The 12,320-nt window shown below is 58.4% G+C and carries 9 protein-coding genes; 5 read left to right on the top strand and 4 right to left on the bottom strand.

Annotated features, from left to right (window positions below):
• Positions 1–75 precede the first annotated feature (75 nt).
• Both BK659_RS15860 and sohB read right to left on the bottom strand, forming a co-directional pair.
• Positions 76–3,909 carry a dermonecrotic toxin domain-containing protein gene (locus BK659_RS15860; protein ID WP_123425948.1) on the bottom strand — a complete coding sequence of 1,278 codons (3,834 nt, stop codon included), beginning with the start codon at positions 3,907–3,909 and terminating at the stop codon, positions 76–78.
• Between the two features lie 213 nt (positions 3,910–4,122).
• Entirely contained in the window at positions 4,123–5,145 is a 1,023-nt protein-coding gene (gene sohB, locus BK659_RS15855) for a protease SohB (protein ID WP_123425947.1), read from the bottom strand.
• Between the two features lie 205 nt (positions 5,146–5,350).
• On the opposite strand from sohB, the gene BK659_RS15850 reads away from it, so the two are divergent.
• The 3 genes from BK659_RS15850 (at position 5,351) to BK659_RS15840 (ending at position 8,579) form a co-directional block, all read left to right on the top strand.
• Positions 5,351–6,061, top strand: a complete 711-nt coding sequence (locus BK659_RS15850; RefSeq protein WP_123425946.1) for a histidine phosphatase family protein — start codon at positions 5,351–5,353, stop codon at positions 6,059–6,061.
• Positions 6,062–6,111: 50 nt separating this feature from the next.
• Positions 6,112–6,426 (top strand): SCP2 sterol-binding domain-containing protein, encoded by a 315-nt coding sequence (locus BK659_RS15845; protein WP_123425945.1) that lies wholly within the window; start codon positions 6,112–6,114, stop codon positions 6,424–6,426.
• 305 nt (positions 6,427–6,731) lie between these two features.
• Complete coding sequence (locus BK659_RS15840) at positions 6,732–8,579, top strand: amidohydrolase (RefSeq protein ID WP_185015399.1); 1,848 nt, start codon at positions 6,732–6,734, stop codon at positions 8,577–8,579.
• 3 nt (positions 8,580–8,582) lie between these two features.
• On the opposite strand, the gene BK659_RS15835 is transcribed toward BK659_RS15840, so the two are convergent.
• On the bottom strand, positions 8,583–8,873 hold the full coding sequence (locus BK659_RS15835; RefSeq protein ID WP_123425943.1) for an addiction module antidote protein: 291 nt from the start codon (positions 8,871–8,873) through the stop codon (positions 8,583–8,585).
• A gap of 2 nt (positions 8,874–8,875) precedes the next feature.
• Positions 8,876–9,169 (bottom strand): type II toxin-antitoxin system RelE/ParE family toxin, encoded by a 294-nt coding sequence (locus BK659_RS15830; RefSeq protein ID WP_123425942.1) that lies wholly within the window; start codon positions 9,167–9,169, stop codon positions 8,876–8,878.
• Positions 9,170–9,681: 512 nt separating this feature from the next.
• Here BK659_RS15830 and BK659_RS15820 point away from each other — a divergent pair.
• Both BK659_RS15820 and BK659_RS15815 read left to right on the top strand, forming a co-directional pair.
• Complete coding sequence (locus tag BK659_RS15820) at positions 9,682–10,047, top strand: DUF6124 family protein (protein ID WP_123426101.1); 366 nt, start codon at positions 9,682–9,684, stop codon at positions 10,045–10,047.
• A 440-nt stretch (positions 10,048–10,487) separates the two neighbouring features.
• A complete protein-coding gene (locus tag BK659_RS15815; RefSeq protein ID WP_123425940.1) occupies positions 10,488–12,206 on the top strand; it encodes a hydrogenase maturation protein in 1,719 nt (572 codons plus the stop codon).
• Positions 12,207–12,320 lie beyond the last annotated feature (114 nt).

Genomic DNA, 12,320 nt, shown 5'->3' with positions numbered 1-12,320 from the left:
GACAAAAAACCTTGAGCCCGGCGCATGTGCCGGGACTCAAGGTTTTTCATGTCTGCTACAAAGTCCCTGCTCCACCTACGGCGCTTGAAGAGCCTCGCCATCGAGCCTGGCTTTTTTCACCGACGGCTCCTTGAATGACGTGATTCTGTCTTCCAGTCGTTCAAAACTGGCAAACGGGTCATCGCCATCGACGGCCGACCACCCTACATCCTGAAACAGCGCCTGGCAAAGCCCTGGCGACGCATCCATCTCGTCCAGCATGCGCCACACACGCAACTGCAACGGTGGGTAATCCACCCGAAAATCCGCTGTGCGCGTCAACACCCCCAGGGTTCCGAAAAAGCGGCTGCTGCCCTCTTTCGCCAAAACACGCTCCCAACGCGATGTCTGCTGTGTCGCTTGCTCCGGGGAAAGTCCGGTCAACCAGCGGTCAGGCTTTGCGAAATCGTCTGCAACGGATCCCATCCATAGATTGATCCCGGTCTGTTTGCGATGGTCCATGACCCATCTCAAACTATCTACGTCGGTTAACGGATTGCCTGAAAGCAAGAGGTTGCCCTTGACCACCGACTGCCTTCGAACCGCTTGAGGCACTCGGGTTATCTGGTTGTCACGCAGATCCAGACTTTCCAGATAAGGGTGATCGAGCGTAACAATCGGACAAGTCCTGAGACCCGCTCCCCGCAGTTTGAGTTGACGCAATTCAGTCATCCGAATCACTGCCGGCGGGACATCGAGCGGGTTTTCGCTTAAATCGAGTTCCTGAAGTCGGGTAAGCTCGGCGAGTTGTGCTTTGCTTCCCTCTCTTCCCTCTCTTCCCTCTGTCAGGACCAGCCCGGTCGCTTTGAGATTCAGCGTCTCAAGCTGACGCATATCAGCGATCGCGGGCGGTAAGCGGCCAACCTCAATCCCATTCTGATCAAAAAGCCGTAAATCGACGCCCTGCATATTCAACGTGCGCAGGTTGGGAAAACACTCAAGGAATCCGTTAAGGCTGCCGCGATGCGTTAACTTGAAGTTCGGCATGGTGAGAGACACCACGTCATTCAACTTTACATTGAGCTGTGGGAGGTTTTGCATCCGCTCAAAGTCCATGTCCAGGTGAAAACCAATCAACTGACCATCCCCATAGATCCTGCTGTCTGGCCCACTGCGCTTTTGCCAAATGGCGACCAGCTCCTCGGCCAGCTCATATCGGGTCTCGCGCTCAATATCCATCCATTCCTCTATGCGCGTGTCGTTCTCCTCCTCGATCTCGGCGTCGCTCATTCCCTCGGCCTCCTCATCACCCGCGAACAGAAGCTCGATATCCATGTCTTCGATATCATCGCTGATGTCTTCAATCCACTCGGTGATATCGATACGCAGTTGCTCGGCCTGCAACCTCAACCGAGAAAGATCAGCCTGAGCCCGGGCTCCCGCATTTAACAGAAACTCATCCGCCTGCTCAGTTGTAAAAGCAGGATAAATTTCTTTGACCTGAAGCCTCATCATCTCCATGGACAGTTCAGCGGACTGCGCGGTGTTTGGAAATCCACCACCGTGCAACCCGAAACGCTGAAAGGTCAACCCGGAGTCCATCCTGTGCAGCCCGAGCATCAGCTCGGAGCGCGGCAGTGCGTTCTCGCGGATTTTCAGCTGCAAGTCCCGCCATTCATGGTCTGGACGCAAACCGAGGGCCGAGCGTTGTTCTTGCGGCAGAAGATCGAGAAGCGCTTGGTCAAACTCAGCCGTACCGACCAACCCGTCGAGCACCTCGGTTCGAATCTTGCGCGACCAGCCCGGCAGTCGTTCCAGGGTATGCAAAACCAGTACATCGCTGTCGATGTTTTCGACCGACTTCAGATAAAGCCCCTCATAGGCGCGGCACAGGCGTACATGTTGCTCGTACTGCCGCGCCTTGCCGCTCACCTGCCCCAGCACTCGTTTGGTATCAGCCAGTGTGTGGGGGGCATCGATGTCCACCCCAGACCTGTCGAGCATTTGCTCCACCGCACTTTTTGGTAAACCCGGATACTGATGCTGAAACAGCCTGACCCGCTCGTTATCCGAGTATTGGAGTGCGGCGTAACTTCGCTTGAATTGCTCGACTCTTGTGCTTTTTAGCTGCTTAGCCTGCGCAGACCCCTCGGGTAATGAGTCGATTGCACGTTGCAGATCCTGATCGATAGTGAATCGGCTGATGGTGTCCGCCAGCACCGGAGACGGTGCCCTCTGCCCCGCGTGCATCAGGCGCAATACGTCATCGTCCACCGCACTGACATGAGCGATCTGGGCCAGTACCTCATCGCTGAATGCCTGGACACTGGGTCCGATCCCGCGCATCAGTGCTACCCGCTCGGCACCCGGGGCGGGAGGTGCGACATCCGGGGGCACGAACGGGTGCTCGCCAGGCGACGGCTCCTCGATGACCACCGGGGCAGGGTCCGGCTCTGCCCCAGCAACGGCAGCCTGTTCTTCAGTCTTGATGGCGGCACCCGCTGCGGCCAATGGCAAGGCGTTGAGCAAGCCGAATACCATACGCGTGACGCCGGCGGAGCGCTCTTCAGGAGTCTTGCCATCAACCGCCTGAGCCAGCCCATAACCGGCATCAATCAGTCCGGCCAACGCCAGCAAACCTTCGCCTCCCGGAACGAACAACGCCAAGGGGCCAAATTTGTTGATCCATTGCACAATGGGCTCGACCACCGCACTCAAATCGTCTCGGTTGACCTGGGCATCGTCACGAATGGTTTCGATACTGGCCTGGGCCGCCTGCTTCATCACCAACACCCACTGCGCGAAGGGATCGGCCGGAGACGTTGCGACCTTCAGGTGAACGTAATCGGCAGGATCCCAGTAACCATCATCGTTGAAAAAGCCATGGCCTTTCTTCAGGTGGTGTTGACGGGGGTACATTGCCATTCCGTCCAGCGCGGTCAACACGCCAGCGTGGAACGTACCGTCCTGCCGGTCATCGTCGGAAAAATGCGCTCCCAGAGCCTCTTTCCTGGCAACGTCCTTGCCCACCTCGACCACCCATTCGTACAACGCCTTGTGGTTGGCAAACTCGTGGAAGGGAGAAGAGTTTCCCGGGATATAAAGCAGAATCCGCTCACTGGTTTTTTCCCGAAAGCTCCAGATATCGCTCGATACATAACGGTAAATGACCAGGCGCGAGGCCTCTATGGAGGACTCGATTGTCGCCCAGGCCCGCAACTGCTCAACCGTCAGCTGCTCCCACGTTTGCTGCGCATCGAACCCGGCAGCCAGTAGTGCCAACTTGAGTCCGTCCGGGGTCAGGCTGTTTTCCTGGCGCTGCAAGTAAGCCGCCATGACAAACGCTGTCTTGACCGAGGTGCGTAGCGGATAGCCTTGTGGTGCAAGGCAGGCCTCATCGGAAGGCCAGACAGCGTGCACATACGCGGTATATTTGTCCTTGAACTCCAGCTCCCATACCCACTTTTTGAACTCCGCTGGCTGCAGTTTCAGTTGAGTACTCGGACCGTAAAACTGAGGAGTTGTTTGACGATAGATACCCTCGTAGTCCAAGAACCCACCGTCAGAGTTGATCGGCTGGTCTATCCGGAATTCCGGGCCCACGGCAGGAGGCGTGTACAGGCCGAATACCGTTTCTGCGAAACGACCGGCGCCCACGGTCTGGTAGTTGGACAGCAGGACCTGCACCAGGCTTTGCGACTTGCTGACCTGCCCTTGCTGCACACCCGTTTGCGCGGGGTAACGGTAATTGATATTGACCAGTAGAGCGGCCAATGGCGCTGCTCCCCAACGCTCCTCGATCAGCTTTGCGGCATATTGGGCTGCGGTCGAAGGTATCACCGTGTCCAGTGCCAGGCTCGACAGCGTCTGCTTGTTCAGAGCCGGTAACCGGCCAGTGGCAGGGTGGTGTTGACTCTCTAGCTCCATCATTTGCAATCCTTTGCAGTTGACTTGGGAGTTGAGAGCTTATGTGCCGCCTGCCTGAATAAAAGCAGGAAACTTCTTCAATCCGGAGGGAAAACGCGACAGTCTCAAAGGACCTGAAATGCAGAGGGTAAACGCCAGCGACATGAGCCTGTACAGCGCCGGGCATTGCACCCGACGCCGCGATAACGGGCCCGCACTGGCGAGCCCCCGTGCGCCTTACCAGAAGCGCTGTTGGGTCAAGCGACTCCACCAGGTCAGCAAGACACGATCAATCGAACCGCTGGCCGCCAGGCCGACGCGTTCTTGCAGGCTCTTGCGTTCGGAATAATGCAGGTGAAACAGCTCTGCACCCTTGGCGCGTTCAGCGAGGTATTCATCGCTGGTTTTCAGTTCATCGACCAAGCGTTTTTCCAGCGCTGCGACACCCAACCAGATTTCACCGGTGGCCACTTCGTTGATGGCCAGCTGTGGGCGGTAGCGCGAGACGAAGTTCTTGAACAGCTCGTGAGTGACATCCAGGTCTTCCTGAAACTTCTCCCGGCCTTTTTCGGTGTTTTCGCCAAACACCGTCAGCGTGCGTTTGTACTCGCCGGCCGTCAGGACTTCGAAGTCGATGTCATGCTTTTTCAGCAAACGATTGACGTTAGGCAACTGCGCCACCACGCCGATCGAACCCAGAATGGCAAACGGTGCGCTGATGATCTTCTCGCCAATGCACGCCATCATGTAGCCGCCGCTGGCCGCGACCTTGTCGATGCACACAGTCAATGGCACACCGGCCTGACGAATGCGCGCCAGTTGCGAGGACGCCAGACCGTAGCTGTGAACCATGCCACCGCCGCTTTCCAGACGCAGCACAACTTCGTCCTTCGGCGTGGCCAGGGACAGCAGCGCGGTGATTTCGTGGCGCAGGCTTTCAGTCGCCGAAGCCTTGATGTCGCCGTCGAAATCCAGCACGAACACCCGAGATTTGGCTTCAGGTTTTTTCTTCTGTTTTTTCTCGGCCCTGGCTTCGGACTTACGCACGGCCTTGAGCTGATCCTTGTCGAGCAGCGACTGCTCCAGACGCTCACGCAGCCCTTTGTAGAAATCATTCAGTTTGTTGACCTGCAACTGGCCCGCAGCTTTGCGCCGGCCCTTGCTGCGCAACGCCGCAAAACTGGCCAGGACCACCAAAATGGCAATCACCAGGGTCACGGTTTTAGCCAGAAAACTTGCGTACTCGGCAAGAAAATCCACATCGACTCCTTAACTACAGTGCGCCGCTGAACACGCAGGCGCGTATACCTTCAGCATACCCATGCGGCCGCGTTGCGACCAGTCATGAAACCTTCTGTAACGGCCCTCCAACGAGCATTTCAAACAAGCGTATGTTTTTTCATTGACAGCTCACCGGCATCCTCATAACCTCGCAAAACCTTCAACGTACCGGGATGACGCGGACGTGGGCACCATCTATTTGATTCGACATGGCCAGGCCTCCTTCGGTGCAGACGACTACGACGTGCTGTCGCCGACCGGTGTTCGTCAGGCAGAAGTACTCGGCAGCCACCTGGCTGAACTGGGATTGAGTTTCGACCGCTGCCTGTCGGGCGACCTGCGTCGTCAGCAACACACCGCCAACAGCGCTCTGGCGCAATTCGGTGCTGTCGGCCTGCCGGTGCCGCCTCTGGAAATCGATTCGGCCTTCAACGAGTTCGACGCCGAAGCGGTGATCCGCGCGCTGCTTCCAGACCTGTTACCCGAAGAGCCTGAAGCCCTGCACATCCTGCGCAATGCCGCGCAGAATCGCGGCGAGTTTCAGCGAATCTTTGCCTTGATCATCGAGCGCTGGCTGGCGGGCACGTACGACCCACCGGGCCTCGAAAGCTGGCTTGGCTTCGTCGAGCGGGTCCAGGCAGGCTTGCAACGTATTCTCGAACAAGCCGAGAACACCCAGAAAATCGCCGTGTTCACCTCTGGCGGGACTATCACTGCCCTGCTCCACCTGATTACTCAAATGCCGGCAAAGCAGGCCTTTGAGCTGAATTGGCAAATCGTCAACACCTCGCTCAACCAACTGAAGTTCCGTGGTCGCGAGGTGGCGCTGGCTTCCTTCAACAGTCATGCACATTTACAACTGCTGAAGGCCCCGGAACTCATCACTTTCCGTTGAGTCCGGATCACTGTGACCCTTGTTGTAACACATCATGAAAGGATCGAACCATGACCTCCGTAGCTGACGCCGTACAAGCAATGAAAGCCAAGTTCAACCCAGCCGCTGCTGCCGGCCTGGACCTGGTTTTCGGTTTCCGCATCGACGACACCAAGAACTTCTCGCTGATCGTCAAAAACAGCACTTGCGACCTGCAGGAAGGCGAAAACCCGGATGCTCAAGTGACTCTGGTCATGGACGGCGAAACCCTGCAAGGCATCGTCGACGGTTCGACCGACGGCATGCAAGCATTCATGGGCGGCAAACTGCGCGCTGAAGGCGACATGATGCTGGCCATGAAACTGTCCGAGCTGTTCCCGAGCTAAGACGGCGGCTCCCGCCCCTGGGAGCCCGTCTGGCTGCACACGAATCCCGCCTCCATGGCGGGATTCGTCGTTTCTGCCGGTCGTAAATTTCCCCGCACGACGCATCGACCCCGAATTAGCCGTCTATATTCTTTGCTGGCCGTATGGCTCGCGCATCCGGCTGCTCGCGCGACCGAACACCTGCGGAGAACGACGCCATGAGTCCATCTGACTGCCACGACGGCTTTCACTACCGCGTACTGCAAGGCCTTTCGGCAGGCGCCGTCGGTGCCTGGATCAGTCCTCTACTTGCGGAGAGCACCAGCATGACCACTACCCCAGCCGATCTCATATTGTTCAACGGTCGCCTGCACACCATTGACCGGGACAAGCCCCAGGCCAGTGCGGTCGCCATCAAGGACGGGCGGTTTATTGCCGTCGGCGATGATGCGCACGTCATGCCTCTGCGCGGCGCCAGCACGCAAGTCATCGACCTGCAAAAACGCACGGTGATCCCCGGCCTCAACGACTCGCACTTGCACCTGATTCGCGGCGGCCTGAACTACAACCTCGAACTGCGCTGGGAAGGCGTGCCGTCCTTGGCCGACGCCTTGCGCCTGCTCAAGGATCAGGCCGATCGCACGCCGACACCGCAATGGGTACGCGTGGTCGGTGGCTGGACCGAGTTTCAGTTCGCCGAAAAACGCTTGCCGACGATTGAAGAACTGAACAAAGCCGCACCTGACACCCCGGTGTTCGTCCTGCACCTGTATGACCGCGCCCTGCTCAACCGCGCGGCGCTGAAAGTAGTCGGCTACGACCGCAATACGCCGAACCCGCCGGGTGGTGAAATCCAGCGCGATGCCAATGGCGACCCCACGGGCATGCTGATCGCCCGTCCGAACGCGATGATCCTGTACTCGACCCTGGCCAAGGGACCGAAGCTGCCGCTGGAGTATCAGGTCAACTCGACCCGGCAGTTCATGCGCGAACTCAATCGTCTCGGCGTCACCAGCGCCATTGATGCCGGTGGCGGCTTTCAGAATTACCCGGACGACTATCAGGTCATCCAGCAGTTGGCGAAAGACCAGCAACTCAGCGTGCGCATCGCCTACAACCTGTTCACCCAAAAGCCCAAGGAAGAACTGACCGACTTCAAGAACTGGACTAACACCTCGCACTACGGCCAGGGTGACGACTTTTTGCGGCACAATGGCGCTGGCGAAATGCTGGTGTTCTCCGCGGCAGATTTCGAAGACTTCCTCGAGCCACGTCCGGATTTGCCGCAGACCATGGAGCAGGAGCTGGAACCGGTGGTCCGGCATCTGGTCGAGCAACGCTGGCCATTCCGCCTGCACGCCACCTACAACGAATCGATCACACGGATGCTCGACGTGTTCGAGAAGGTTAACCGCGACATTCCATTCGACGGGCTGCCGTGGTTCTTCGATCACGCCGAAACCATCACCCCGCAGAATATCGAGCGGGTTCGCGCGCTGGGCGGTGGCATTGCGATTCAGGACCGCATGGCTTTTCAGGGCGAGTACTTTGTCGACCGCTACGGCGCCAAGGCCGCCGAGCACACCCCACCGATCCAGCGCATGCTCGCCGAAGGCATTCCGGTCGGTGCCGGCACCGACGCCACCCGCGTCTCCAGCTACAACCCGTGGACGTCGCTCTACTGGTTGGTCAGCGGCCGCACCGTCGGCGGTCTGGAGCTGTACCCGCAAGGCCTGAGCCGCGACACGGCGCTGGAACTCTACACCCATGGCAGCGCCTGGTTCTCCTCCGAGCAAGGCACAAAGGGCCAGATCAAGGTCGGGCAACTGGCCGATCTGGTGGCGTTGTCAGCCGACTATTTCAGCGTCGACGACGAAGCGATCAAGTGGATTGAATCGATACTGACTGTGGTCGACGGCAAGGTGGTCTACGGCAGCCTCGAATTCGAAAAGCTCGGCCCGCCGCGTCTACCGGTGATGCCCGATTGGTCGCCGGTGGTGAGCGTGCCGGGGCACTGGAAACCCCTGGCGCCGCTCACCGCCCAAATGCATCAATGCGTGGGCGCCTGCGCCGTGCATGCCCACAGCCATGAGCGAGCGCGCTTGTCGAATGCGCCAGTCAGCGACTTTCAGGGGTTCTGGGGCGCGTTGGGTTGTTCGTGCTTTGCGTTTTGACTCTCAAGCACGCCCAACAGTAGCGTGGAGCTCAATGCCCATCGCGCGCATCACTTTAATCACAGTGTCGAAGCGTGGCTTGGCGCCCGGCGCAAATGCTTTGTACAAGCTTGCCCGGCCAAGGCCTGAGTCATTCGCAATCTGGGCCATACCGCGCGCTTTTGCGACGTATCCAACCGCACGGATGAACTCGTCAGTGTCGCCCTCGGCCAGTACCTGAGACAGGTACTCGCTGACGGCTTCATCAGTGTCCAGAAGCTCCGCCATATCAAACGGCATAAGGGTATCGGACATTTTCAAACCTCCTTTGCCAATCTTTTGGCCTGCCGGATATCGGCAGGTTGAGTGGACTTGTCCCCGCCAGCCAGCAGGACCACGACAACACCGCCGCGCATTGTGAAATACACGCGGTATCCAGCCCCGACATCAACGCGCATCTCGGATACACCTTCACCTACTGGCTTCACATCGCCCAGGTTGCCAGTTGTGGCTCGATCAATGCGTCGTGCGATGGCAATCCTTGCGCGTATATCGCGTACAGATACAAGCCAATGAGCAAAATACTTGGTTTGCTGGATCAGATAAGTCACAAGGAAGTGTATCCAATTGGAGACAGAAAGCAACCGTGTTTTGTGAGTTGAAGGGGCGAGAGATTCTTCTCAGCCTCATCCAATCGAGGGTCACTTTATGCCTTGGTCATCCACGTGAAGCCCTACATAGATAACACCTGCCGGTATACCGAAGGTGTAAAGCTCGCGCCCGTAGCAGCTGCCGAGCCCGCGAGGCTGCGTTCGAGGACGCAGTCCTCGCAAACCCTGTGTACGCGGTTTACCTGAATGAACGTGTTGCATGATTTTACGACCGCTTCGCGGCCGAACGCAGCCTCGCGGGCTCGACAGCTGCTACGGGTGTTTAAGCTTGCCCACGCGGTGCCCATCAGAGGCTACAGCGCCTTGCGTAGCGACCTACACCTGCGCCAGAATCCGCCGGCTTGTGCGTATTGGCCCTCGCCCCTATCGTTTACATGTCGCTGACCATTCAGCGGCACGGGCTTGGCGGCCCCGAATTCAAGGTGTTTCCCGATGACAAAGTGAGGTTCACCATGTTCAAAGCCACCCCCAATCCCTCTGAAACCGATCCCGTTTCTCCCTACGCTTCCCTCGACTCGAAAGAACTCCACGCCGCCGCGCACCGTGCGCTCGATCATTACCTGGTGCTGCCCGAAACCAAGGCACTGTTAGCCGACCGACGCCCCGGCTGCATTTTCGTCATCGCCCCCGACGTCGACAGCGAAACCCTGCTGGCCCACGCCTGCGAAACCCTCGCTTCAGCCAATGTCATGGCCAGCGATCTGGCGTTCGACCTCGAAGGCCCCAAACGCAATACCGCGCTGGCGATTCAACAGATGATTTCCCTGGCCGAGTTGGCGGTGAATCGAGCGCTGGATCACCTCGATACACCTGAGTAGCGGCCAACGCCGTGGGGCTCTTGTGGGAGCGAGCTTGCTCGCGATGACGGTGTTACATTCTGCATCAATGGTTACTGTCACACCGCTATCGCGAGCAAGCTCGCTCCCACATTCGATCCTTGCTGTTTCGAACTTTGTGTTCACTTAACTGACTGGCATTAGGGCTTGCCCCCTCGCAACAGGTCGATAGTGCACGCAGACCACACAAAACCCGCCACCTTTTCACAAGACTGGCGGGTTTGTCGTTTCAGATCAGACAGAATCAAAGCGGTTTACCAACAGCAATCAACAACTCGTCGACTGATGAACGATTTGCAAACACAAGATTGATCTCGGTCAGCTAACCCTCGCAACACACTCTCTACCCTTGCGCTTCCATCAAAGGCCAGGGACGGCTCAATGGGAGCCTCCGGCCGCGCATCCTCAGGGAAGAGTCATTCATGCGGTCATTGAAGATCATTTTGTTGTCATCGGCGTTCAACGGTTTGACCCAACGTGCCTGGCTGGATTTGCGCCAATCGGGTCATGAGCCCAGTGTGGTGCTGTTCACCGATGAAGCCTCGGTGTGCCGGCAGATCGAGGAATCGTCGGCCGAGCTGGTGATCTGCCCGTTTCTCAGGGATCGCGTTCCGCAACAGCTCTGGAGCAACCCGGAGCGCCCGGTGGTGATCATTCACCCGGGCATCGTCGGCGACCGTGGCGCCAGTGCGCTGGATTGGGCCATCACCCAGCAGGTCAGCCGTTGGGGCGTTACCGCCTTGCAGGCGGTCGAAGAAATGGATGCCGGGCCGATCTGGTCGACCTATGAATTCAACATGCCCGCCGACGTGCGCAAATCCGAGCTGTACAACGGCCCGGTGAGTGACGCGGCAATCCATTGCATTCGCGATGTGGTGGAAAAGTTCGCCAGCGATTTCGTCCCGACACCACTTGATTACACGCAGCCCAACGTCATCGGACGCCTGAAGCCCAACATGAAACAGGCCGACCGAACCTTCAGCTGGCACGATTGTGCGCGGTTCATCAAACGCAGCATTGACGCCGCCGACGGCCAGCCCGGTGTGTTGGCAAGTCTGGCCGGCGGGCAGTATTACCTGTACGACGCCCATCTGGATTCACGCAGCGGCACGCCGGGGGAAATCCTTGCCGTGCAAGACGATGCTGTACTGGTCGCGACCGGCGATCGCAGCCTGTGGGTCGGCTCGCTCAAGCGCAAGGCTCAGCCCGGGGAAGAAACCTTCAAGTTGCCAGCGCGGCATGTGCTGGCCGGGCAACTCAATGAAGTTCCGGTACTGGACGGCTCGATCGCCAACCAGCCGTTCAACGAGGCCACCTATCAACCGATTCGTTATCGGGAGTCGGGCCACGTCGGTGAACTGACCTTCGAGTTCTACAACGGCGCCATGAGCACTGAACAGTGTCAGCGATTGGTCGAGGCGCTGCGCTGGGCCAAGGCCCGTGACACTCGAGTGCTGCTGATCAAGGGCGGTCGCGGGAGCTTTTCCAATGGCGTGCACCTCAATGTCATTCAGGCAGCCAAGGTGCCGGGGCTGGAAGCCTGGGCCAATATTCAGGCGATCGATGATGTCTGCCAGGAACTGCTGACTGCCCGGCAACTGGTGGTCAGCGGTCTGACCGGCGGCGCCGGAGCCGGCGGCGTGATGCTGGCGCTGGCCGCCGACATCGTGTTCGCCCGAGCCGGTGTGGTGCTCAATCCGCATTACAAAACCATGGGCCTGTATGGCTCCGAGTACTGGACCTACAGTTTGCCTCGCGCAGTGGGCAGCGAAGTTGCGCATAAGCTCACCGAAGAATGCCTGCCGATCAGCGCGTTTCAGGCCTGGCAATTGGGGATGATTCAGGACATCGGCCCGCGCTGCCCGCGCGAGTTCAGCCAATGGCTACTGCAACAGGCCAACAGCGCGTTGACCGATGAAAAGTACGCGGCGTTACGAGCGCGCAAAGCCAGCATGGACCTTCAGCAGATCGAACACTGTCGCGAGGTCGAGCTGGCACAGATGCAACTGGACATGGTGCATAACCGCCAACAGTTCGCGGAGAAGTGCCATAACTTCGTGTTCAAGCGCAAAACCTGCCAGACCCCGCAGCGCTTGATTGCGCCGTGGGCATTGGAGCGTGAAGCAACGCTGATTGCTTGATCGCTTGATTACCCCCGTAGGAGCTGCCGCAGGCTGCGATCTTTTGATTTTTTGATCTTTTACGGTTCTGAAATTGCTAAAGGATCAAGATCAAAAGATCGCAGCCTGCGGCAG

This window comes from Pseudomonas brassicacearum (assembly GCF_003732225.1).
GTDB classification, from domain to species: Bacteria; Pseudomonadota; Gammaproteobacteria; order Pseudomonadales; family Pseudomonadaceae; genus Aquipseudomonas; species Aquipseudomonas brassicacearum_E.
Note: the sequence above shows the minus strand (reverse complement) of the source record. Positions and strands in the feature narration are given on the sequence as shown.

Excerpts from the sequence above, each read along its gene's own strand:
- BK659_RS15840 (WP_185015399.1), top strand. The coding sequence starts at position 6,732 with ATGACCACTACCCCAGCCGATCTCATATTGTTCAACGGTCGCCTGCAC.
- BK659_RS15820 (WP_123426101.1), top strand. The coding sequence starts at position 9,682 with ATGTTCAAAGCCACCCCCAATCCCTCTGAAACCGATCCCGTTTCTCCC.
- BK659_RS15815 (WP_123425940.1), top strand. The coding sequence starts at position 10,488 with ATGCGGTCATTGAAGATCATTTTGTTGTCATCGGCGTTCAACGGTTTG.
- BK659_RS15860 (WP_123425948.1), bottom strand. The coding sequence starts at position 3,909 with ATGATGGAGCTAGAGAGTCAACACCACCCTGCCACTGGCCGGTTACCG.
- BK659_RS15835 (WP_123425943.1), bottom strand. The coding sequence starts at position 8,873 with ATGTCCGATACCCTTATGCCGTTTGATATGGCGGAGCTTCTGGACACT.
- BK659_RS15845 (WP_123425945.1), top strand. The coding sequence starts at position 6,112 with ATGACCTCCGTAGCTGACGCCGTACAAGCAATGAAAGCCAAGTTCAAC.